This is a genomic window from Bacillus sp. N5-665 (genome assembly GCF_022637375.2).
GTDB classification, from domain to species: domain Bacteria; phylum Bacillota; class Bacilli; order Bacillales; family Bacillaceae_G; genus Bacillus_A; species Bacillus_A wiedmannii.
Map to the genome: position 1 here is coordinate 440,645 of NZ_CP093325.1, position 23,688 is coordinate 464,332.

Here is a 23,688-nt window from a genome sequence, read left to right on the forward strand (position 1 = left end):
AAAATTTTTAAAATAAATCTTGAATTCGAGATAATATGAGGTGAAGGATATGTTTAGAAAAGTTGATCATAAAAATATGGGAAGAGCAAATCACGGTTGGTTAAATACACATTTTCATTTTTCCTTTGCGAATTACTATAACCCGAATAACATGAACTTTGGAGCATTGCGTGTAATTAATGATGACCTAGTAGCGGCACAAACTGGTTTTGATATGCATCCGCACCGCGATATGGAAATCATTTCGTACGTTGTAGATGGTGCTTTAACACATGAGGATAGCATGGGGAATCGCGGAACAATTGAGCGAGGACATGTTCAATATATGAGTGCTGGCACAGGTGTATTTCATAGCGAGCATAATTTAGGAAATGAAACACTACGTTTATTACAAATTTGGATTTTACCAGATCGTGCGGATCATAAACCAAACTATGGTGAGTTTACATTTGATTGGAGCAAGCGTGAAAATGAATGGTTCCATATGGTATCTCCAGTAGAAGGAGAGGCACCAATTCGTATTCACCAAGATGCGAATTTATATTCTTTATCGTTAGATGCTGGAAAAGAAATTCATTTCCCGGTGCAAGAAGGCCGTCAATTGTACCTTGTACAAATTGAAGGGAGTAGTGTAATAAATGGTGAAAATCTTGTTATGCGTGATGCAGCAGAAGCAGTAGAAGAAGATATTCATATTGAAGCGAAAGAGCAATCACACTATTTAGCAATCGAATTGAAAAGACAATAGAACGTTTATGGAAAAGAGGACATCGAATTGATGTCCTCTTTTTTTGAGTGGAATTGTCAGAAAAAACTTTCTCAATATTTAGAAAAAGGTATTAGCCCGGAAAATAAGAATTGTATAAAAGTGTCAAAAATCTTTATGGGAATGGGGAATGTTATAGTGAAAAAGCAAGTCATTTCATCAGCATTAGCGTTAACTGTTATAGCCGGGGGATTTGGAACATTTGGAGCAACGACAACGAAAGCAGAAGAACAAAAAATTCAATATCATCAAGAATTTAAAACACCTGCATACATAGGTGAAGAATGGAAAGCACCAGAAGGACTAGATAAAAAAGAGACGGTCTTTCAATATTTAGAGAGTAAGAAAGATATGTTTAAATTAGCAGGAAATATTGATAAACACTTCAATGTCGTTGGGGAGGAAAAAGATGCTGAATCTGGTACGACACATGTGAAGTTAGTTGAAAAACATAATAATATTCCTGTGTATGGTTCAGATCAAACTGTTACACTAGATAAAGAAAATAATGTAAAAGCATTCTTCGGACAAGTTATTCCGAATTTAGAGGATAAAAATATTCCTTCGTTTGCAAATATTAGTGCAGAGCAAGCTGAAACGATTGCAAAGGCAGATATTGAAAAAGAAGTTGGTAAAGTAAAGAATTATGACGGTGTGAAAAAAGATTTATTTGTGTATGAAAAAGATGGGAAGTACTATCTTGCATACTTAGTTAAAGCATCGATTTCAAAACCAGCTCCAGGATACTGGCATTATTTTGTTGATGCAACGAATGGAAATGTGATTGAGAAATATAACGCTGTAGATCACATTACAGGATTTGGTTACGGAGTACTAGGCGATAGACAATCATTTGAAATTGCTCAAGATGAGAAAACAGGAGCGTTCAACTTGTTTGATGGTAAACGAGGACAAGGTGTTCATACATTTGATGCAGAAAATATGGATGAAAACTTGTTTAACTTATTCTCACAATGGCTTGGATACACAGGAGAAGAAGTTGAGAGTAAATCTAAGTTCTTCGAAGATAAAGCAGCGGTTGATGCGCATGTAAATGCAGGAAAAGTATATGATTACTACAAAAAGACATTTAATCGTAACTCTTTCGATGATAAAGGTGCGAAGCTTATTTCTACTGTTCACGTTGGAGAAAGCTGGAATAATGCAGCTTGGAACGGTGTACAAATGATGTATGGTGATGGAGACGGTACGACGTTTATTCCATTATCTGCTGGACTAGATGTTATCGGCCATGAATTAACGCATGCTGTAACTGAACATACAGCAAACCTTGTTTATAAAAATGAGTCAGGTGCGTTAAATGAATCGTTATCTGATATTATGGGTGTCATGGTTGAGAAGAAGAGCTGGGATTTAGGTGCTGACATTTATACACCTGGAAAACCTGGTGATGCACTTCGTTCTCTGAAAGATCCAGCATCTATTCCAAATCCATTAAAACCAGGTGAAGGTTACCCAGATCATTACAATAAACGCTACACTGGAACAGCTGATAATGGCGGCGTTCATATTAACAGTAGTATTAACAATAAAGCTGCATATTTAGTATCTGATGGCGGAGAGCATTACGGTGTGAAAGTAACTGGAGTAGGCCGTGAAGCGACAGAAAAAATTTATTACCGTGCTCTTACGAAATATTTAACTGCAAACTCTGACTTTAAGATGATGCGTCAAGCTGCTCTTCAGTCAGCTGAAGATTTATATGGTAAAAACTCTAAAGCTGTACAAGCTGTAACGAAAGCTTATGATGCAGTAGGCGTAAAATAATAAGAGAAAAAGACCTGACTAGGATGTCAGGTCTTTCTTTATTTAGTCGCGAATACCTAATGCGATTTTCGCCATACGTGACATGCGTTCTTTAGACCAGGGCGGATTCCAAACGACATTTACTTCTATTTCATTGACTTCAGGTACGTTCGTTGATAATACCTTTTTTACGTCTGATACAATTTGCCCAGCCATTGGACAACCGATAGAAGTCATCGTCATCGTAATGACAGCATTATTATTTTCATCTGCTGTAACGTCATAAACTAATCCAAGATTAACAATATCAACACCTAGTTCAGGGTCAATAACAGCTTCTAAGTTTGCATATAACTTTTCTTCAAATGCTTGTTGTGACATGTGTAGCACCCCCTGCATATTAATGATATCGATTCTCATTATAACGGATATATATATATAATGCAGGGAATGAGCTCAAAAAAATATTCCTCTTGAAAGAGGAATATTTTTTGAAAGCTATTCAGTTTTGAAATGAGATACGAGTTGATCTAATTCTTCAACTATTTGTTTCATTTGTTTAGCAGTTTGTGTCATCTCATTCATCGTAATGACTTTTTTCTCAGCAGATTGTGCTGTTGCCGCTGTTTCACTAGATACTTCAGTCGAAATAGAAGCGATGTTATTCAGTGAAGCGTTCATTTCTTCAGCGCTTGCAGCCATTTCCTCAGCGGTTGCTGAGATGTCTTGCATTTGAGTAGATACTTTATTTACTTGTTCCACAATCGTTGTGAAAGAGTTGCCAGCTTCACGAATGACATGAATACCTTCAAATGCTTCCGAACGACCTTGTGACATCATAGAACTTGCAGTTTCAGTGTCTTGTTGAATTTGATGTAGTAATTGGTTAATATCTGTTGCCGCTGTTTTAGATTGTTCCGCAAGTTTTCGAACTTCGTCAGCTACGACAGCGAAACCTTTTCCTTGTTCGCCAGCACGAGCTGCTTCGATAGATGCATTTAAAGCAAGTAAGTTTGTTTGTTCTGCGATATTAGAAATAGATTGTACAGCTGTATCAATATATTTCGTGTGGGTGATTAGACGTTCGACCACTTCTGACGTAGCATTTACCGCGTCGTGTATCGTGGTCATTTGTGAAACGGATTTTTGAATAACTGAACTTCCATCGTTAGCCTGTTCAGATGTAGTTACAGCAAGTTCAGTTACAGATGAAGCAGATTCAGCAATACGCTGAACGCTTACTGTCATATCGTCCATTGCAGTTGAGCTTTCTTCCATACTAGAGGCTTGCGATTGAATATTTGCATTTAAGCTAGACATCGAGCTTTGAACTCTTATTGTTGCCTCGCGTGATATATTCGTCTTTTCTAGCATATTTTCAGAAGCGTTTTGTACTTCTACGGATGTTTTTTGAACACGATTGATAATATGTTGTAGGTTTTCTAACATTTTATTAAATGATGTTGCAATCGTACCAATTTCATCATTACTATTTACCTGTAGGCGGGCTGTTAAGTCACCTTCTTGAGATGATAATTCTTTTAGTTTACTATCAATTTGTTGAATTGGTTTTACAAGCTTACCAGAGAACCACCATGCAAGAATGATAGCTACGATAATACAAATAACAAGTGATAAGAAGACAACATATTCAATTTGTAGTGAAGATTGATCAATTTTTTTGATAGATTGATCACGTAACTTAGCTTGTTCATTACTGTAATTTGTGAAATCACCAATTACTTTATAAACAGAGCCATTCTCTGTAGAAGCCACTTGTAAAGCTTCTTCCCATTTTTGTTCTTTTGCAAGGGTGAAGACTTTTTCTTCAATAAATTTTCTCCAAGTGGACCCTAAATTCATTGTATCTTTCACGGATTGAGAAATATTTGGATTAGAAAGAAGTTTATCTTTTGAATCCTCCAGACGTTTACTCATCTCGTTAAACTTGTCTAATTCTACTTGATCGTGTTGTAGTAAATAACCTCTTAAAGCAGAAAGTTGTACTTGATAAGCGTCTCCACGCTCTTTCAATTCTGTTGCCAGAGGAGAAATTTCTTTTTGTAATGTTTCAGCTTTACGAGATTGGTCAATAGCAAAAAATAAAATAAAAGCTAAGGCGATGCCAAATAAAGCGCAAATCGTTCCCATCATGAACATTAGTTTTTTTCGAATGCTAATAAAATTCATATGATAAAAAGCCTCCTTGTGAAATCTTAGTATTAGAATTAACAAATGCAAAAAATTGAAAGAAAGCTTTACTCCGTCGGGAATAAAGCTTTCTTCTTTCCTTTAGGAATTATAGCAGACGGAATGAGAGATAGAAAGAGATATTTTAAGGTGAAAAAAGAGAGACTGTAAATCTCTCTTTTTAATAATTTGAAGCTTATAAAAGGATAAATGAAAGTTTCGCTTTAAACGGTTGTTTTGAAATGAGAAACGAGAACTTCAAGTTCTTGTACGGTCGTTTTCATTTCAGAAGCTTTTTTAGCAACGACACTCATTTTATTTACTTGGTCACCAGCCGAAGTTGCTGTTTGTGATGTTTCGGCGGCAACTTCATTTGAAATAGAGGCGATGTTATTTAAAGCTGCATTCATTTCTTCTGAACTTGCGGCCATTTCTTCAGCAGTTGCAGACATTTCTTGCATTTGTGTAGAGACTTTGTTAATGTGGTTAACAATTTCCGAGAATGAAGATCCAGCGGTACGAATGACTGTAATTCCTTCCGAAGCCTCTGACTGACCTTGTGTCATCATTTCATTTGCTATTTTTGTGTCAGCTTGAATTTGATGAAGTAAATGGTTAATGTCAGTTGCCGCTAGCTGAGATTGTTCAGCAAGTTTTCGTACTTCATCGGCAACAACGGCGAATCCTTTTCCATGTTCGCCAGCACGAGCTGCTTCAATTGAAGCATTTAAAGCGAGTAAATTCGTTTGTTCCGCGATATTAGAAATGGATTGAAGTGCAGTATCAATATGATTCGTATGTGTAATGAGTCGCTCTACTACTTGTGATGTAGCGTTAACAGCTTCGTTAATTGTATGCATTTGTGTAATAGATTTCTCAATGACTTTATTCCCACTATCTGCTTTTTCTGAAGTTGTAACAGCTAGGCTAGCAACAGAGGAGGCAGATTCTGCAATACGCTGAACACTCGTTGTCATATCGTCCATTGCAGTTGAACTTTCTTCGATACTTGAAACTTGTGAACGAATATTATACTCAAGAGCATTCATAGTTTCTTCGGTTTTTGCTGTATTTTCCATAGAAGCAGTGGTTTCGATAAACACATTTTCAGACGCTTCTTTTACACTTGTTGATGTTTGTTGCACTTGTTTTATGATACGTTGTAAGTTAGCGAGCATTTGATTAAAGGAATTGGCGATATCACCAATTTCATCTTTACTCGTTACGTGTAATCTAGCAGTTAAATCGCCATCTTGAGAGGCTAATTCTTTTAATTTCTCATCAATTTGTCGTATCGGTTTAACGAGTTTACCAGAGAACCACCATGCTAATAAAATAGATGTTAACGTACATGTAATGAGAGAGAAGAAAATAATATATTGAATAAGAGATGAAGAAGACTCTACGTCAGCAATTAATGCGTCACGTTTATCATTTTCTTCATTTGCATATTTAGTAAAACGGCTTAAAAGATCGTTTACATAATCGGTTTGAGCTAAAGCGATTTTGGATGCTTCGTCCCATTTTCCTTCGCGAGCGAGAGGGAGGGCTTCATTATCTATGACGCTTCGCCATTTTGCTCCCATTAAAATCGCTTCTTTCATTCCTTCTGGGAGTTTTTTATCACTTGTTACTTTCTCTCTAGTATCAGCAAGTTTTTTTCCTTCTCGGTTGAATTTATCCAATCCTTTTTGATCATGTGACAGTAAATATTCTTGTAAACCGGCAACTTGTGCTTGGAACCAATCACCACGTTCTTTTAAAATTGTTGCTCGTTTAGATACATCATTTTTTAACGTTTCAATTTCGCTTGCTTGGTTCATAGCGAATGAAAGAATAACAATAAGAGCAATACTAAATAAAGAAGAAATGCTTAAGAGTGTGAACAGTAGTTTTTTGCGAATACTAACATATTTCATCGTTATCCCTACCTTTAAAAACTATTTATTATGATTTATAAATATTAAGAACGACATTAATAAAAACACCATTATGAAGTTATTAATCTGTTCAATGAAAATTATAGCAGATAATGGAAGATGGCAGATTAATATGAGTAAATGTTCTTAAAATGTATACATTTGTATATCAAAAAGTTCATAAATAAAAATGAGAAATGCTATTGTAATTTGAAATAACATCATGTATACTTCTAATTAGTTGATAACGATTATCACTATCAACTGTAACATTACTCTTCGTTATGTTGGTCATACCCCTTTTTGACGACGTAAGTCAGAGACGAAATGTTGAAATATCTTGTGTCCTATTCTACAGAATTATGGTAATCTCCAACCTCAACTTATATGCGTGAGCATGCAAAAAGGATCCTATCCGTGAAGGGATCCTTTTTTGCATGCTGTCGCAATTAATGTATATAGACCTGGTATATGTTCTTCAATTCCTTCCGGTGCAGTAGGAGGGAAGACCCACCTTTGATGAGACCCGTGTTCTTCAATTAGTTTTTCAACTTTAAAATGTTCTTGTGCAAGTGTTGTAATAATTTCTCCTAGCGTCCAGCGACGGATGGTTGTTTTAGGCAATGATTCTTTCTGCGCTTCTGTAAGAAGGATGCTATAAGCCACATCATCTTCAATCAATTCTTCATCGAAATAATTTCCATTGGCCCGAAATGATGGGTGGTCTACTCCTAATAATTTCGTGTAAACAGGATGATAGTCACGAAGGATAAGCGTTCCATCTCCTTTAAGCATGGTAGCAATTTTTTGAAAGAGCGGTGTTAAATCTAGAAAGTAATGGAGTACACCAAGTTCCAGTAATACGATATCAAATGATTCGGAGAGCTGCACATTTAGTACATCAGAAACGACATACTGGATAGAGACACCTGCTGCTTCCGCAAGTTCATTTGCATATTTTGCATTACTTGCTGAAATATCAACAACTGTTACATCAGCGCCTAAAAGAGCGAGAGCAACGGCTTTATTTCCTTTTGACCCGAGTAAGTTAATAATACGTTTTCCTTTTGGAGATTGTATGTAAGGTAAATAGTGTTCTACTTCGCGCACGGGATCTTTCATAAGCTTTTTTGCATAATCGGCTGGTGCCCCGTGGCGATTCGTCCAAGCTTCATAAGCAGCTGCATTCCAGCTTTTTTCATTACGTGTGCTTAGTTGTTTTTGATTCAATCGTATCACTCCTTTTGTGAACGTATAGTTATTCTGCAGGAGAAGGGGATTTCCTTTTCTTTTTGAATTTAAGTTTGATTTTTCTGCAATTAAGTCGTAAAATACGTGTTATATATAAAAGCGTTGAAAAGGAAAAGTAGAATGAAATCATTCTGTCCAGAGAGCTTCGGTAGCTGAGAAGAAGCAAGAATATTCATTTGAACAATGGCCTTTGAGCTTCGTCCTGAACTTATCAAATGATAATAGTAGGCGGTGACGAGAGTTGGTACTCGTTATCAAAACCACAGTATAAGAGCATATAGCTCCGTACTTGTTAAGGCTAATTATGTGAGTAATTGGCGAAATAAGGTGGTACCGCGACTGTTTATAAAGCCCCGCCCTTATCTTTTTTAAGATAAGGGCGGGGCTTTTTTATATTTAAAAGGAGGAATGTAAGATGAGTATTTTTATTGGAGGCGCTTGGCCGTATGCAAATGGTTCGTTACATCTTGGACATATTGCGAGTTTGTTACCTGGAGATATTTTAGCACGTTATTACCGGGCAAAAGGTGAGAATGTGTTGTATGTTTCGGGAAGTGATTGTAATGGAACACCGATTGCAATTAGGGCAAAACAAGAAGGTGTGACGGCGAAGGAAATTGCTGATAAGTATCATGAAGAATTCCAGCGATGTTTTCATAAACTTGGTTTTACGTATGATTGCTATACACGTACAGATAGCGAGCACCATCATGAAACTGTTCAAAAAGTTTTTTTACGTTTATTAGAAGAAGATTATATTTATAAAAGGACAGTGGAACAAGCGTATTGCGAAGCATGTACGCAGTTTTTACCTGATCGTTATGTAGAAGGCATTTGTCCACATTGCCATGAAGCAGCAAGAGGAGATCAATGCGATGCGTGTGCAGCTATTTTAGATCCACTCGATTTGCTAGAAAAGAAATGTAAGTTATGTGGTAGTACGCCATCGATACAGGAAACAGAGCATTTCTATTTCGCATTGCATACATTTCAGCAGCAAATTAAAAGGGCTGTAGAAATCGCAAAGCAAACAGGGGCATGGCGTGACAATGCGATTCAACTAACAGAGAGATATGTAAAGGAAGGATTACTAGATAGGGCCGTATCACGTGATTTACCAATCGGGGTACCAATTCCAGTAGAAGGGTATGAAGATAAGAAAATTTACGTATGGATTGAAGCAGTGACAGGATATTATTCGGCGAGTAAACATTGGGCTGAAGAAACAGGGAAAGATGATCAAGAGTTTTGGGATAGAGAAGCGAAAACATATTATGTGCACGGAAAGGATAATATTCCGTTTCATTCCATTATTTGGCCAGCGGTATTGCTTGGAATAGGAGAAGGAGCCATTCCTCGTCATATCGTTTCGAATGAATATTTAACAGTTGAAAAAAGAAAGTTATCTACGAGTAAAAACTGGGCAGTATGGGTGCCTGACATATTAGAACGTTACAATCCAGATTCTATTCGTTACTTTTTAACAGTAAATGCACCAGAAAATCGTGATACTGATTTTTCATGGCGTGAATTCATTTACAGTCATAATAGTGAATTGTTAGGTGCATACGGGAACTTTGTGAACCGGACATTAAAGTTTATTGAAAAATATTATGATGGCATTGTGCCGCAGGGGAGTATTGATGTAGAACTGAAAGATAAAGTAGAAGGATTATATAAAAATGTAGGAGAGTTGATTGAGCAAACTAAATTTAAGGTGGCGTTAGAAACAATATTTGATGCCGTACGTTTTGCAAATAAATACTTTGATGAGAGACAGCCTTGGAAACAAAGAGAAGATGATCCAGCTTCATGCGAAGAAACGATTTATAACTGTGTGTATCTTATCGCTAATTTTGCAAATCTCCTTGAATCGTTTTTACCATTTTCAAGTGAAAGAGTTAGAAACACGTTATCGATTGTGAACCGAAATTGGGAGCCTCAAAACACGTTGCCGAATAGAATTGATAGTGTGCAGCCACTATTTGAACGAATCGATGTAAAACAAATCGAGCATGAGATAGAAAAGCTATATGGAGCAGTAAAGTGAGATAGAGAAAAAGACCTTTCAAATCAATGAAAGGTCTTTTGTTACGCACTATGCACGCTACTATGTTTCTTTTCTTTCCTAGCCGTAAGCAGCTGAGGGGTGAAAATGCCAAGTAGTATAAAGATGATCCCAATCCACTGCATGAAGGTTACGACTTCATGTACAAGTGTAATAGAAGCGATAATGGCCGTTGGTAATTCAGCTGCTCCTAGTATTGTACTAAGTCCTGTTCCTACTTTCGGTACACCAATTGAAAAACAAATGACAGGTACGACAACGCCGAACAATCCGAGGAAGAAAGCGTATTTCCAAAGACCGGCTTGCAGGGCACCATCCGTTAAAAAGGTTGGCGGGAAGAATAGGCATACGATAAGAGTAGCACTTGTTGTCATAAGAAAGCTTTTCGTATAAGGCGGAACTTCTGTAGCAACACGCCCGCTTGCAAAAACATAGAATGAAAAAGAGACAGCGGCTAATAGACCAAAGATAATACCTTTCGTGGAAAAGTTTTGTCCGAGACCTTCAAAGACACCGCCTGCAAACAATGTTCCAGTAAATAAAATAATGATAGATATAACTTTCTCACGGCTTGGTAATGTTCGATTAGCGATTGCTTCTATAACTACACCAATCCATGTGAACTGGAAGAGTAGGACAACAGCGATAGATGCTGGTAGTTCTTCTACAGAAATAGCGTAGAAGATACCAGTCATACTCATTGTTGTGCCAACTGTTAGTAAGGAAAAGAATTGCTTTTTTGTTACTTTATGACGTGAAACGAAAAGAACGAGCAGAAGAAGCCCAATCCATCCGAAGACATATTGTCCTCCTAATAGTTGATGTGCTGAAAATCCATCAATGAATCCGAGTTTGAAAATCGTTGAAAGTACGCCGTAGCTACAAGCTCCGAATAAAACAAGTAATGAATACTTAAATTTCTCCATGAAAATCCTCCTTTTAAATAATAAAAAACGCCCGCTATCCAAATAAGGACAACGGGCGAACGAAACAGAGTAAGACACTCTACAAAATTCCGCCACTCATACGAAGTATGAATTTGGGGTATGAAATTGTAGTAGGTTTTTACATTGCTTTTGGAAATACAATGGAGCATTTTACACCTTGAGGTGTGTTTTGTATCCCATAAGGAAACTGATGCTTATCTAGTATTTGTTTTACAATGTATAACCCAAGACCACTACCTTGTACTAAGCCGTGTTTGTCAGGGTTTGCGCGATAGAATGGTTCAAATAAATGGGCAAGTTTATCTTCATCTATTTGTGAACCTGTATTTAGTACTTCTAATGCGTAACCGTTTGGCTTTTCATAAAGCTTTATATATACATGCTGATGGTCAATTGTGTAATGAATTGCATTTGAAATAATGTTAAAAATAGCAGTTTGAATAAATTTAGGGTCAGCTAAAATTTGTACATCTTGCTTAATGTTAGATTGAACATTTAATTGCTTTACAGATACAAAGTAATCTACTTTCTTCATAACATCCTCAATAATAGTAGTTAATGAGATAACTTTTAAATCAGGTTTAAATTGAGGGTTTTGTATTTTGGATAATTCCGACATTTTTTCCGTTAATATGTTAATATCTTGCATCATTTCATAGGAACGTTTTAAATATTTATCTCTATCTTTATAAGCTCCAATTTCGTGAATCATGCCATCTAGTTGTCCCATAACGGCTGCGATTGGTGTTTTTAATTCATGGGATACCATAGACATAAATTCTTTACGAGATTGTTCTAATTGTTGTTCTCTCTTGAGCTCGTTTCTTAAATCTTGATTGCTTGCATGTAAATTCTTCACGATATTTGGGACCTGTGAAGCAGCTACTTGTAAATTAAAATCAGTTTGGTCTGTATTTTTGTTAAGTAGCTTTTTATCTGAGAAATCAAGATTCATAATATCTTTTAAAGCATCGCTCATAAATTGAAAAGGTTTGGCAATTAGTTTTGTATAAATTAAAGATCCGAGTAAAGATAATGCAAGCATTGTCGCGCCAATATGTGGAGCTAATTGCTGCAGTACATCTGTTAATTTTGGATTATCTTGTGCATCATTTGTTTTACTTGCTGCATTTTGTTTATGTAAGGCATCATTAGTAGCGACTTGCTTTTCCATCTCTGTAAGTGGAGCAGAAGTGCTATTTTTCCCCGTACTACTTTGTGTATGTTCTTTTGCTTTTGCAGTTTGGCTAGGCTGCAAAAGATGATTGATAGCTGTAGAGAGTGATTTATAATCTATAATAGAAGATTGGAAATTAAAAATGTCTCCCTGTGATACAGCTTTATTTTGATTCGTTTTACTTTGGTCGTTTTGTTTGTCTGAATCTGCTTGTTCTGTAGACAGCGCTCCATTTTCTTTTGCAAAACGTTCTTTATCGTAGTTTGAAGCTAGGAAGTAAATAATTTGATAAAGACAAAGTGATAAAAGAATACAAAATAATAAGGTTTTGATGAAAATATTTTTGGTGATGTTGTCTGTGCTACGATTCGATTTTGTAGCCAATGCCTTTCACCGTTTTAATATAAGGAATCCCTAATTTTTTTCTTAAGTTTTTAATATGTGTATCTATAACTCTTACATCACCATAATGTTCATAGCCCCATACCTTATTCAGCAAATCACTTCTTGATAATACTTTTCCCCGATTTTGCAGTAAAGTATAAATAATTTCAAATTCCTTTGTTGTTAATTCAATTTGATTACCATGAACATAAGCGGCATATGCTGTAGAATTTAACATCAATTCACGGAATTGTAGTATATTTGCGGTTTCTGCTTCCTTCGTTGCTGCCCTTCTTAATACAGCTTCTACACGTTTAATAAATACGGTGTAATGGAACGGTTTCGTAATATAGTCATCAATACCTAATTCAAATCCTTTAATTTCACTTTCTTCATTATGTAAGCCTGTTAACATAATGATCGGTACATCAGATTGTCCTCGCATAATTTTACAAATACTATAGCCATCTATATCTGGTAACATCACATCAAGGAGGACAAGATCGTATGAATTTTTTTGGAAAAGAAGTATACCTTCTGTTCCAGCGCCAACGACATCAACGGTAAAGTTTTGTGCCATTAGAAATTCACGAATTAGTTCTTGTATATCTGGGTTGTCTTCAATCACCAGTATATGCGTCATAGTAACACCTCCTAAATAACGCTTTTTACTGCAATATTCGAATTCATCATTTTTCCGATGACTCAGATTGTTTATACATATAATAAGCCCCCGCCATAAAATAATCATGAAAGTAGCAAGGGGAGTTGTTTAGTGAAACTGAATATTTAAGAATTACAGTAATTCTATTATAGTATGTATTGTAAAATTTATAAAATATTATAACTGTATAATTTTAATATCCATGTTTATCAATGTTTAGATGTTACTTAATACAATCTATCCCTATTATATATGTAAATACAGTTGTTTTGCTACTGTAAATGAAGAAATAAAATAAGCCAAGATATAAAATTCTTGGCTACACGTAAATCGTGTTGTTAGGTTATTTTACAGTGACAGTAGCCTGCTGGGGAATACGCTCAAATAACCAGTGTATATCATTGTTATACATACGAATGCAACCTAGTGTTGTCCATTTGCCAATTGCCTGATTATTGTTCGTACCATGAATCGCATAAGTTGTTCCGTAAGTTCCTGCCATGTTTAGTCCGAGCCAACGGTCACCAAGTGGATTACGTGGATCGCCGCCTTTAATTTTGCCTGTATAATAAGGACGATTTTTAATTTTATTTACGATTTGAAAAGTACCTTTAGGTGTAGGAGTAGCTGCTTTTCCAGTAGCGACAGTAAAACTCTTTATAAATTTTCCATTTTGATAATAATCCATTTTATTTAACTGCGTGTTTACAATCAGTTGATCGTTCGTTGTAGCTGCCTCAGCATTTGTGAATGGAATAGTTAAAAATCCTAATGATAATAGTGCGCTTAATAATAGTTTTTTCATTATATTCTCCTTTTTACTATTGTAATAGTCTTACATACAATGAATTTGCAATCCTCGTAATACTTTATTTACATTTTCATCTAATGTTTCAAAGAAGGTAGTAATCTTTGGATTTTGTTTGTTGTTTTTATCAATAAGTAATCTTTCATTTAGTAAAAGTTCACCATGTAGTCCAAAACTTTGAACTTGAATATTTAGCTCATCTTCAGTTTCAGAAATAATTGGTAAGAAGTAGTGGAAAGCTTTCGTTGGAATGATGTAACTTTTACCAATCATGCTTTCTTGATTTGAATTAATCCATTTTTTCGTAACAATCTTAATGTTCTTTTTTGAAACGATAAAAGACAGTGTTGTAGATTTTGTTAAACTTACGTCAAATTCACTTGTTTCACATATGTGTAAATTAAAAACGGTTTCATTTTGGTGAGATTCAACATTTGTATTAATAAAATCGTGCATTTTATAAGCTTCCATTTCTTATTCACCCTTTTTTTAATTTCGAAAAGCGACTTATATTTATTCAATTTAATGATTAGTAATATATTAGTTAAATTTTTCAACAAATTCCGCTATAATCTTACAATACGTATATGAAGCTAATATGAAGTTAGTATGAGTTTGTAGTGGTTTTTTATTGAGAACGAAATAATGTGATTTTTAAGTGTTAAAAACTGGATGGAAAATGTATATTAAGGCCAGGTTTCTCACGGTATATATTTGTTAAGTTGTTTTTAAATGAACGTACATAGAAGTAAATAAAGAACAGAAAACTTTAGTGTGAGTCTTACAAAAATGTAATAAAAATGTAAGCTATTGTGATAGTTATTTCGACAATTTTTTTATACAATAATAGTAAGAAGTTGTACGTGATTGAAAGGAGAGATGACATGGAATGGATTCATGAATTATTTCAGCAATACGGGTACTATGTTGTACTTGTTGGTTTGCTGTTAGAATATATTGCACTTCCTTTTCCGGGAGAGCCAACGTTAGCATATGCAGGATTTTTAGCGCAGAAGGGCGATTTAAGTTTACCGATTTTAATTATCCTATCCTTTATTGGGACAAGTGTAGGAATGACAATTCAATACTTTTTAGGAAATAAATTAGGTATGCCCTTTGTTCAAAAGTATGGGAAATACGTATTTTTAACACAAAGAAAAATCGACTTAACAAGAATGTGGTTTGATAAGTATGGATACTTCCTGATTTTTATCGGTTTCTTTATTCCTGGTGTACGTCATTTTACAGGATACTTTGCAGGAATTATTAACTTACCATTCCGTCGTTTTGCAATTACAATTTACTCAGGTGCTCTATTTTGGGTATCATTCTTCTTAATCGGTGGTTACTGGTTAGGTGGCAACTTACATGATATTTTTGGAGTGTTAGAAGGTCACATCGGTAAAATCATTTTTGGAGTGATTGTGATTGTAGCAATTACGTTAGGTGTTCGTTTCCGCAAACAGTTGAAACGAGTATTGTTACAAAACGCAAGTTAATATGAAATCCATTCTATGTCAAAATTTAGGAAGGCAGTGCAAACGCACTGCCTTTTTATTTTATATTCCAATCTATTCTCAACTTTCCTTTTAACTTATTGCCATTAACTATAATGTAATACGTTCCCGTCTTAATTGCTGCAAATTGGTATGTATTAGGACCGTTTGAAGCTAAATAATTTTCTTCCTCTTGAAACTCACTAGCCATTTTTACGGCTCCCATGTAGCCATCCGGATTTTCAGCTCGTGATTCAATGGTAAATTCTAATATGTCACCTCGTTTTAGTTCAATGGGGACTTTATGTTCACCACTAAAATGTTGAAAAGATGCTTCGAAAGAGTTTTCTGTTTTTGTTTCGACCCATTGTTCTTTTGATGTTCCAACCTTTTCTAGATCGATAAAGTTGATTGTGATAAATATAATAAGCATAATGCCTGGCACGACATATTGTATCCACTTAAGTTTTGTTGCTATAACTGCACATAAGTAGAAAAAAAGAGAACACACTGCTCCAATTGATCCGAGAAACAAGAACTGTATTAGACTAGCTTCTTTAAACATTAGGAATGGAAGAGAAAATAAATAGCCGCAAAAAATATAAAGGCATAATGTCTTCAGTCTTGTATATGTTTTTAATTTCAATTTATCGATGCAAATAGAACAAAAAATTGCATATGCCGCAAGAATAGGAACGAAGGGAACATATAGTAGTTCTCGTAATCCAGCTAAGAAACTATATAATGTTTGTTGACTAGTTGTTAAGAGAAGCGTGCTAATAAGTAATAATAATAATAATAAAGCTGCTGTAAGCTTAGTAAGAATGTAAGAAAAGGTAGATGTTTTCTTCATATGGAACCTCCTTTGTTTAATATTTCACATTCATTATATAAGTTATTTTCATCATAATACATCTTTATTTTTGTCAATTATTATAGTCGTAATGACAATTATAATTGACAAAAATGAGGATGTTATTTACAATTTTAATTAAATAAATGAAAAAGAGGGAAGACATGAAGCTTCAAAATCGAGTGAGGGAATTGCGAGCAAAGCATCGTTTATCACAAGGGGATTTAGGGAAAGCGATAGGATCATCACGGCAAACGATTAGTTTAATTGAGCGCGGGGATTATGCACCATCTATTGTATTGTCGCTAAAAATCGCACAAATTTTCAATGTACGGGTGGAGGAAATATTTACGTTAGTGGAGGGAGAAGAGGATGATGAAGAGTAAACGAAAAAAACAATTTGATTTTGTGGGGAAAATAGCATTAAGTATGATGGGTGGCTTTTTAACATCTTATATAGCTTTAAATTTACTCTCGGATGAACCGAGAGAATTATCATCTAATACATTTATAGGTGTATGTACTATTTTTGGAATTTTAATGATGTACTACACTTGGAAGAATACACGTATGTTAGCGGAGGCACGCGATGAAGAAGAGAGCGTACAAGGCAGAAAATTAGGCATTATAAGTATATATTTACGTGTAGGTGATATAGTTACGCAGGCATGGTTTGTATATGCAGTTATTACATGTAGACGTGCACTGTTGCAGGATACAAATGTTTCATTTGCAGTGTGGAATTTAGTAGCTTCTATCTTCTGTTTAACTATTGTAGTGGTTATCGGGCTCATAACAAAAAATCGTTATAACAAGCTATATCCTGAACAAGGTGTAACGTATATAGAATCTATGAAAATGTGGACGAAAAATGCAGATGAAGGATTAAAGCACATTGTGCATGAGGCTGGATATAAAGCGTATGAATTTACGAATACAATATTAGCATATGTATGGTGGGCTGCCGTTATATATACAGCGGCTAGTGATATCGATTTTGTATTAATTGGCTTAATCTCATTTATTTGGATATTGCATCTTGGAAAATTCATGTACGAAATGCATAGAAAAATGATTTATTAAGGGGAGAAAAAGGTGGATATTTTAAGAAGGCCAGCTGGTTCACTGACAGTGGCGTTAATTCTGTCCATTTTATACGGAGTAATCCGAACTGGAAAATTAGAAACAATGTTGAACATATGGGTATTATTGGCTATTTTTCTGTTAGTGGTAATCATTCATGAGTTAGGACATGTCATATTCGGCGTAATGGGTGGTTTGACATTTAAATTTATGACAGTAGGGCCTATTACTGTTCAAAAAGAGAAGGGGAAAGTACGTATTCGAGAAAATAAATTATGGGCGTACTTCGGAGGCGTGGCAATGTTGATACCGCCTTCTATAGTAACACCGAACCTTTCGAAAAAATGGGCATGGATGACTTTAGGTGGACCAATTACAAGTTTCCTATTTGGTATTACTTTTGGTTACATATACATGGTGAGTTATTATCAATATCTGTTATATTTTTCTGTTTTCCATTTTATCATTTTTGCGGTTACAATCGTGCCGATAAAAGGAACGCTTATGAGCGATGGTATGCAATTTCTCATTTTAATTAAAGATGATGGAAAGGCGAGGCAGCATTTATATAATATTCAAGTATCAAGTGAGTTATTTAGTTATAAGAGGCCGAAAGATTGGGATAAGAGATTAGTAGAACTTACCGAAGATAAAATAAAAGAACATAAAAGTATAAGAGAGATCATGAGCGGACTTATGCTTGTCTTCCTTGCCCGGTCGGATCAAAAGGGAATGGAAAAAGCGATACCGTATGTAGAACAAATCGTGAAACTCCCTGTAACGAAAGAAAATAAATTTTTCGTTAGTAGTTTTCATAGTTGGTATCTTTTATATAAAGCTCTTTATGAGATGGATCGTCTTTCTCTGCAAGAAGCGAAGGAACATTGGAAGGCCATTACAAAAATAGACTTACATGGGTATTATCGAGCACAAGCAATTGTTACATATGCAGAGAATGATTTAGAAGCTTCCCGTATGTATATGAAGAAAGCCGATAAAGAATTACAGAATGCTGAAAAGAATGAACTGGGATATTTACAATTAGAGAGAGAATGGTTTGAGCAGTTGAAAGAGAGGGTATCTTACGATGGGTAAGGTATCCTCTTTTTTCTATGTCGTCTTCTGCCGTTCCATAAAAAGTCTGTGGCGAGTAAAATAAGATAAGAAGAGCAAAGCTTGGAGGAATTCTAGATGGAAATTTTAACGATTATTTTAATAGTCTTGCTCATTTATGCTGTTTTTAAAGTAGCATATGTGGCATTAAAGATACTCGCGATCCTATTAGTTATCTTTTTAATCGTAGAGTTCGGCAGTAAATTGCTTGGGGGATAGGGTATGTTGTACGCTTTGAGTGTCGAAGGATGTCGGTAAGTTGATATCCTGTGTCGAAGCGTCGATATAATGAAAAAATCGCCGATATAAGTGGAGAAATGATCGATATATTTAAAAAATCGTTGATATATTTTAGTGAATACTGAATGGGGTATGTGGAAAAGAAGTTGCCGTGGGGGTAGCTTCTTTTTATTTTAGTGATGGGGTATGAACAGGAAAGAGTAACAAAACAAAAAAGCTGGAAGAGTATCTTCCAGCTTACGAGTTACTTTCAATTTGGCGACCGTTCTCTTCTTCATTGTCTTGTAAAAGGTTGAATACGTCTGCTAGGCAGAATGCAATGAACCAAGTCCATAGACCGTGGAAGAAAGCTGAGCTTAATTGAAGTGGTAATGTATAGTTAGTCATTGAGTAGGAAATACATCCGCCAACGATTCCGATCATTGTTAATAACATTGTTTTTTGTGCATTTTCTTCTGGATTGAAGAGGAAGTAAATGTATCCACCTAAAATTGAAGCGCTTACAAGCGTTTCGATTCCATTAAAAATGATATTCTCTCCAAGCTGAGTGTTTGTCCAGAAGCAGATTGTTCCGCCGATAATAGCAAACAGGACAGCTATTGTATATCTTATATATTGATTCATATGTTCATCTCCTTATGTAATAAGATGATTTGGAAGTCAAAAAGGTAGGTATAGTATATTGAAGTGAATTTTAGTTGTACGTATCTTTTTATAAAAAGATCATGGAAGAATAACTAAGATGATCGGTTTTTTAAACCGTTACGTGTATGGTGTTTGAAATATACCTGACTGCTCGTTTCTTTTTGCTTGTAAAAATAAGAGAAACTTCCAAGTCTATATACTCTTTTTTTGTGAGTCTGCTTTCATTATAACACATTTAGGGCCACAATAATAGAATTATCTGATTTTGTAATAAGTGTAAAAAATAAAAATCGCAAGGAAATACCATTAACAATGCAGTTTAGTGGAAGAAGGATTTTAATTTATTATGATGAAATATGTAATCAAGGTGAGATCTAAGAAGGAGGCTTAAATACTATAAAAAATGTTTTGTAGCATGAATGTAAGGGAGGAGAGCTAACTTGGAGATCACAACAGAAAGATTAATAATTAGACCTTTTAAGAGTACTGATTTACAGGATGTATTTGCTATTTATAATAATGATGATACATGTAAGTTCCTATTACATAAAAAGTGGACTCATGAAGACATGCAGAAAAGATTTAATAAGAAGCTAGCAAACAATGTACTTACTGAAGAATCAATATTAAGTTTGGCAGTTATATACAAGACTAAAGTAGTTGGTGATTTATCCGTATGGTACACAAATATGAAAGACACTGTTGAGATTGGTTATAGTTTTTCAAATGAAGTAGCTGGGAGAGGTTTGGCAACAGAAGCAGTAAGTAGTTTGGTATTTAAATTATTTAATGAATTTCATGTACATCGTATACAAGCTAATCTTGATGCACGTAATACAGCTTCACAAAAATTGTGTGAACGAATAGGCATGAGAAAGGAAGCCCATTTCATACAAGATTTTTGGAGTAAAAATGAATGGACAGATAGTATTGTATACGGAATGCTATCCTCCGATTTGTAGTAATAAACTTCGTGATTTTATTATGCTAAAGGGTGCGTTAGTTGAATAACAAAGGGCATAACATATTATATATGACTAATATGTTATGCCCTTTCATGTATTAACCTTTTTTATATGCGTTTGAAACGGCCGACAATTTCAACTGTTTCAGTAATGTTCATGAATGCTTTGTTATCCACTTGACGGATAATACGTTTCATTTCGCCTAACTCATAGCGAGTCACGACAGTGTAAATCATTTTTTTCTTATGGTTTGTATAGCCGCCGACAGCATCTACCATTGTCACCCCGCGTATGCCGTGATGCAATAGTGCGCTTTTTATTTCCTCGCCTTTTTCTGTAACTGTCATTATCGTTAATTTAATATGTTTCGTATGCACAGCATCGATAACTTTGCTGACTACAAACCGGCTAATTAACGTATAAAGTGTAATATCCCATCCGAAAATAAATCCTGCTGCAACAAGTAAGATTAAGTTGAATCCAAAGATGATTGCTCCAATTGAAATATCTCGATGTTTCGCTACAATCAATCCAACAACATCAAAGCCACCTGTTGAAGAAGCAAATCGGAATATGATTCCGGAAGCTGCTCCGCAGATTACACCACCAAATACAGAAGACAGTAAAATATCGTCTGAAACTTGGTGTACAGGGATAATGTTCATCGCTAACGATGATATAGCTACAAAGTACGCTGTTAAAAAGGTTGTCTTCTTGCCTAAGTAAAAGTGACTTAAAATAAGAAGAGGAATGTTTAGTAAAAAGATAAGTGCACCGATATTGTAGTGCATTAAATAACCGATAATCATCCCTACACCAGCGAAGCCACCGCTAATCATGTTATGCGGGATAAAGAACATATTCATAGAAATTGCATACAAAATAGAGGCTACGAAAATAACAACCAACTGTATGATAAATTCTAAGTGAAATGTTTTAGCTGCTGGGAAGGATAAAAAGGCGGTGTCGGGAACGTAATCGGCGTCTCCTAGTTGACCCATAGTATGTTTCATCTCCATATTCATTTTTGATTACAAGAAGAGAATAAAGGTTTTTTCAAAAACTGGCAATAGTTTTATTATAATGCGAAAATTTTATAAATTTCTAACAAATTAAACCTATACAAGGATACGTGTGAATATACTAAAGAAAGCGAATACATTAGTTTTTTAGCATAGTTTTCTTGAGAAAATATGCAAAATACTTTTTTGACGATAAAAGGAAATAGAGAATGTTTGTTGAATGTGCTAAAATGACCTTATTAAGGATGTGAAGCGATGGAATTTTTATTGCAGGATGCAATTCTATATATATCGTTTGTAACGACAGCACTTTGTTTATTAGAAGTTTTCTTCCTTGCTAACGTTTCTCGCTTTGTGCGTCAGCAAGCATCAAGCGGTAGACAAAGAGCTTTTAAACTAGTTAATACGTGTGAAGAGGGTACTGGTAATGTATCGCTTTTCTCTATTTTTTATAAATATGGAATGATTCGTTCTGTGCGCAGACAAGAATCCAGTGAAGAGAATGACGAGGTCGGTCCGTATACACCAATGTTTCGCTAAATAATTACGAAACATTGGAGGAATGAACATGTTAAAATCATACCGAGCTGTGCTCGTTAGTTTATCATTATTACTTGTTTTTGTTTTATCTGGTTGCAGTAATGCAGCGCCAATTGATGCACATAGTACGGGAATTTGGGATCATTATTTCGTATATCCAATCTCGTATATGATTCAATTTGTTGCTCATCATATACCGGGAGCTAGCTTCGGGATTGCTATCATTATTATGACGCTCGTTATTCGTTCAGCAATGATCCCATTAGCTGTTTCGCAATATCGTAGTCAAGCGAAAATGAAGAAAATGCAACCTGAACTGCAGAAGCTGAAACAAAAATACGGTGATGTGGGTAAAGATCTTGAAAAACAAAAGCAGTATCAAAAGGAAATGTCGGAACTAATGAAATCAGGCGGTTGGAATCCTCTTGCTGGTTGCTGGCCACTCTTTATACAAATGCCGATTTTCTCTGCTTTGTATTATGCGATTAGCCGAACAGAAGAGATTCGCACATCTTCATTTTTATGGGTGAACTTAGGACATGCAGATCCTTATCATATATTACCGATTATCGCAGCATTAACGACATTTATTCAGATGAAAGTTTTCCAATCTAATATTACACCTGGAGAGCAAGTACAGATGCTGAAAGTGCAGCAAATTATGATGCCAGCAATGATTCTATTTATGGGATTTGCGGCGCCATCAGGACTTGTGTTGTACTGGATAACGGGTAATTTATTTACAATGACACAAACAATTGTATTAAGAAGAATAATGGAACGTGAAGAATTACAATTACAAAAAGCTTAGAACAACGCCGCTCGGGATGAGCGGCGTTTTTTTGTTAAGTCGTTAAGGAAATGTTAAGAAACCAACATTACTATAGGCATTGTATACGAAAGTGTACATGCTTTAGAAATATGAAGGAGGAAATTTCCTATGAAGAAGAAAACAGTTGGGTATTTAGCGATTGCAGGTGCTTTATCATTCGGAATCATTGGAGGAGTCGGTATTCCGGCATTCGCGGCAACGAATACTCCAGCAGCTGAGCAGTCTACAAAAACGGCGAAAAAAGATTTGGATGACGCTACAAAACAAAAAGTAAAAACGATTATGGACGACACAAAGAAACAGTTGAAGGAGTTAGGTGTAAACCTTCCAGAGAAAGAAAAACGGAAAGATATGTTTGCAGGGCTAGATGATCAGGCGAAAGAAAAAGCGAAATCGATTTTAGAGCAAGAGAAATCCGGTAAATTAACACGTGAACAAGCAAAAGAAGAATTAACAAAGCTAGGTGTGAAATTCCCTGAGAAAGGTAAGCGTAAAGACATGCTTGCTGACTTAGATGAAGCAACAAAAGAAAAAGCAAAGTCTATTTTTGAACAAGAAAAATCTGGGAAATTAACTCATGAGCAAGCGAAAGAAGAATTAACAAAGCTAGGTGTGAAATTCCCTGAGAAAGGTAAGCGTAAAGACATGCTTGCTGACTTAGATGAAGCAACAAAAGAAAAAGTAAAGTCTATTTTTGAACAAGAAAAATCCGGGAAATTAACTCATGAGCAAGCAAAAGAAGAATTAACAAAGCTAGGTGTGAAATTTCCAGAGAAAGAGAAGCATGAAGACATCTTTGCGGGATTAGATGAGGCAACGAAAACAAAAGCAAAAGCGATTTTAGAGAATGAAAAGAAACAATTAGAGGCGTTGAATGTGGATCTTCCGCATCATAAGTTTTTTATGAACAAAGATGAGAAATAATTGAGTGAAGTCGTATCTTTCGTGTGGGCAACCG

24 protein-coding genes and 1 other annotated feature are annotated in these 23,688 nt (G+C 35.3%); of the genes, 12 read left to right on the forward strand and 12 right to left on the reverse strand.

All coding sequences use genetic code 11. From position 1 onward, the window contains the following. Nucleotides 1-49 precede the first annotated feature (49 nt). Together MNO09_RS04430 and nprB are read left to right on the forward strand one after the other, a co-directional pair. Entirely contained in the window at nucleotides 50-748 is a 699-nt protein-coding gene (locus MNO09_RS04430; RefSeq protein ID WP_000488935.1) for a pirin family protein, read from the forward strand. 156 nt (nucleotides 749-904) lie between these two features. Further along, entirely contained in the window at nucleotides 905-2,554 is a 1,650-nt protein-coding gene (gene nprB / locus MNO09_RS04435; protein ID WP_033657710.1) for a neutral protease NprB, read from the forward strand. Between the two features lie 42 nt (nucleotides 2,555-2,596). Here the strand turns inward: nprB and MNO09_RS04440 are convergent, their stop codons facing one another. The 4 genes from MNO09_RS04440 to MNO09_RS04455 all read right to left on the reverse strand — a co-directional run bounded on the left by MNO09_RS04440 (nucleotide 2,597) and on the right by MNO09_RS04455 (nucleotide 7,872). Continuing rightward, on the reverse strand, nucleotides 2,597-2,914 hold the full coding sequence (locus tag MNO09_RS04440; RefSeq protein WP_000082523.1) for a metal-sulfur cluster assembly factor: 318 nt from the start codon (nucleotides 2,912-2,914) through the stop codon (nucleotides 2,597-2,599). 117 nt (nucleotides 2,915-3,031) lie between these two features. Continuing rightward, a complete protein-coding gene (locus MNO09_RS04445) occupies nucleotides 3,032-4,723 on the reverse strand; it encodes a methyl-accepting chemotaxis protein (protein ID WP_088107464.1) in 1,692 nt (563 codons plus the stop codon). A 224-nt stretch (nucleotides 4,724-4,947) separates the two neighbouring features. Continuing rightward, the gene (locus tag MNO09_RS04450) at nucleotides 4,948-6,642 is read right to left on the reverse strand and encodes a methyl-accepting chemotaxis protein (protein ID WP_088107463.1); all 1,695 of its coding nucleotides are present in this window, start codon (nucleotides 6,640-6,642) and stop codon (nucleotides 4,948-4,950) included. Between the two features lie 411 nt (nucleotides 6,643-7,053). Next, nucleotides 7,054-7,872 (reverse strand): class I SAM-dependent methyltransferase, encoded by an 819-nt coding sequence (locus MNO09_RS04455; protein WP_001072279.1) that lies wholly within the window; start codon nucleotides 7,870-7,872, stop codon nucleotides 7,054-7,056. A 114-nt stretch (nucleotides 7,873-7,986) separates the two neighbouring features. Next, nucleotides 7,987-8,257, forward strand: a binding site (T-box leader). Nucleotides 8,258-8,308: 51 nt separating this feature from the next. On the opposite strand from MNO09_RS04455, the gene metG reads away from it, so the two are divergent. Continuing rightward, nucleotides 8,309-9,943: a methionine--tRNA ligase gene (gene metG / locus MNO09_RS04460; protein WP_088107462.1), complete on the forward strand. Its 1,635-nt coding sequence runs from the start codon at nucleotides 8,309-8,311 to the stop codon at nucleotides 9,941-9,943. A gap of 41 nt (nucleotides 9,944-9,984) precedes the next feature. Here metG and MNO09_RS04465 read toward each other — a convergent pair whose 3' ends face one another. The 5 genes from MNO09_RS04465 to MNO09_RS04485 form a co-directional block, all read right to left on the reverse strand. Next, the gene (locus MNO09_RS04465; RefSeq protein WP_000410502.1) at nucleotides 9,985-10,887 is read right to left on the reverse strand and encodes an EamA family transporter; all 903 of its coding nucleotides are present in this window, start codon (nucleotides 10,885-10,887) and stop codon (nucleotides 9,985-9,987) included. A 139-nt stretch (nucleotides 10,888-11,026) separates the two neighbouring features. Continuing rightward, on the reverse strand, nucleotides 11,027-12,469 hold the full coding sequence (locus MNO09_RS04470; RefSeq protein ID WP_088107461.1) for a sensor histidine kinase: 1,443 nt from the start codon (nucleotides 12,467-12,469) through the stop codon (nucleotides 11,027-11,029). Continuing rightward, nucleotides 12,447-13,112 (reverse strand): response regulator transcription factor, encoded by a 666-nt coding sequence (locus tag MNO09_RS04475; protein ID WP_000148836.1) that lies wholly within the window; start codon nucleotides 13,110-13,112, stop codon nucleotides 12,447-12,449. The genes MNO09_RS04470 and MNO09_RS04475 overlap by 23 nt, the downstream gene beginning before the upstream one ends. 364 nt (nucleotides 13,113-13,476) lie before the next feature. Next, complete coding sequence (locus tag MNO09_RS04480; RefSeq protein WP_000735052.1) at nucleotides 13,477-13,938, reverse strand: L,D-transpeptidase; 462 nt, start codon at nucleotides 13,936-13,938, stop codon at nucleotides 13,477-13,479. A gap of 30 nt (nucleotides 13,939-13,968) precedes the next feature. After that, entirely contained in the window at nucleotides 13,969-14,412 is a 444-nt protein-coding gene (locus tag MNO09_RS04485; RefSeq protein WP_000388758.1) for a DUF3978 family protein, read from the reverse strand. A 413-nt stretch (nucleotides 14,413-14,825) separates the two neighbouring features. Between MNO09_RS04485 and MNO09_RS04490 the strand changes: the two genes are divergently transcribed. Continuing rightward, entirely contained in the window at nucleotides 14,826-15,440 is a 615-nt protein-coding gene (locus MNO09_RS04490; protein ID WP_000454765.1) for a DedA family protein, read from the forward strand. Between the two features lie 55 nt (nucleotides 15,441-15,495). Here the strand turns inward: MNO09_RS04490 and MNO09_RS04495 are convergent, their stop codons facing one another. Continuing rightward, a complete protein-coding gene (locus MNO09_RS04495; RefSeq protein WP_088107460.1) occupies nucleotides 15,496-16,290 on the reverse strand; it encodes a hypothetical protein in 795 nt (264 codons plus the stop codon). A gap of 164 nt (nucleotides 16,291-16,454) precedes the next feature. Here MNO09_RS04495 and MNO09_RS04500 point away from each other — a divergent pair, with 164 nt between their 5' ends. From MNO09_RS04500 to MNO09_RS04515, 4 genes are all read left to right on the forward strand, one after another. Continuing rightward, entirely contained in the window at nucleotides 16,455-16,676 is a 222-nt protein-coding gene (locus MNO09_RS04500; protein ID WP_000776169.1) for a helix-turn-helix transcriptional regulator, read from the forward strand. Continuing rightward, a complete protein-coding gene (locus tag MNO09_RS04505) occupies nucleotides 16,666-17,373 on the forward strand; it encodes a DUF3169 family protein (protein WP_033657711.1) in 708 nt (235 codons plus the stop codon). The genes MNO09_RS04500 and MNO09_RS04505 overlap by 11 nt, the downstream gene beginning before the upstream one ends. Before the next feature lie 12 nt (nucleotides 17,374-17,385). Beyond that, entirely contained in the window at nucleotides 17,386-18,468 is a 1,083-nt protein-coding gene (locus MNO09_RS04510) for a M50 family metallopeptidase (protein ID WP_000353764.1), read from the forward strand. A gap of 96 nt (nucleotides 18,469-18,564) precedes the next feature. Beyond that, nucleotides 18,565-18,705, forward strand: coding sequence for a DUF3985 family protein (locus MNO09_RS04515; RefSeq protein WP_000404783.1), 141 nt, complete (start codon nucleotides 18,565-18,567; stop codon nucleotides 18,703-18,705). 258 nt (nucleotides 18,706-18,963) lie between these two features. Here MNO09_RS04515 and MNO09_RS04520 read toward each other — a convergent pair whose 3' ends face one another. Then, entirely contained in the window at nucleotides 18,964-19,350 is a 387-nt protein-coding gene (locus MNO09_RS04520) for a DUF3938 domain-containing protein (protein WP_001077775.1), read from the reverse strand. A gap of 461 nt (nucleotides 19,351-19,811) precedes the next feature. Between MNO09_RS04520 and MNO09_RS04525 the strand changes: the two genes are divergently transcribed. Then, complete coding sequence (locus MNO09_RS04525) at nucleotides 19,812-20,333, forward strand: GNAT family N-acetyltransferase (RefSeq protein ID WP_088107459.1); 522 nt, start codon at nucleotides 19,812-19,814, stop codon at nucleotides 20,331-20,333. Between the two features lie 110 nt (nucleotides 20,334-20,443). Here MNO09_RS04525 and MNO09_RS04530 read toward each other — a convergent pair whose 3' ends face one another. Next, the gene (locus tag MNO09_RS04530; RefSeq protein ID WP_000530033.1) at nucleotides 20,444-21,337 is read right to left on the reverse strand and encodes a YitT family protein; all 894 of its coding nucleotides are present in this window, start codon (nucleotides 21,335-21,337) and stop codon (nucleotides 20,444-20,446) included. A 276-nt stretch (nucleotides 21,338-21,613) separates the two neighbouring features. Here MNO09_RS04530 and MNO09_RS04535 point away from each other — a divergent pair, with 276 nt between their 5' ends. From MNO09_RS04535 to MNO09_RS04545, 3 genes are all read left to right on the forward strand, one after another. Beyond that, on the forward strand, nucleotides 21,614-21,898 hold the full coding sequence (locus MNO09_RS04535) for a hypothetical protein (protein ID WP_000394931.1): 285 nt from the start codon (nucleotides 21,614-21,616) through the stop codon (nucleotides 21,896-21,898). 28 nt (nucleotides 21,899-21,926) lie between these two features. Further along, complete coding sequence (gene yidC / locus MNO09_RS04540) at nucleotides 21,927-22,709, forward strand: membrane protein insertase YidC (protein WP_088107458.1); 783 nt, start codon at nucleotides 21,927-21,929, stop codon at nucleotides 22,707-22,709. 129 nt (nucleotides 22,710-22,838) lie between these two features. Then, on the forward strand, nucleotides 22,839-23,654 hold the full coding sequence (locus MNO09_RS04545; RefSeq protein WP_088107457.1) for a hypothetical protein: 816 nt from the start codon (nucleotides 22,839-22,841) through the stop codon (nucleotides 23,652-23,654). Nucleotides 23,655-23,688: the final 34 nt, after the last annotated feature.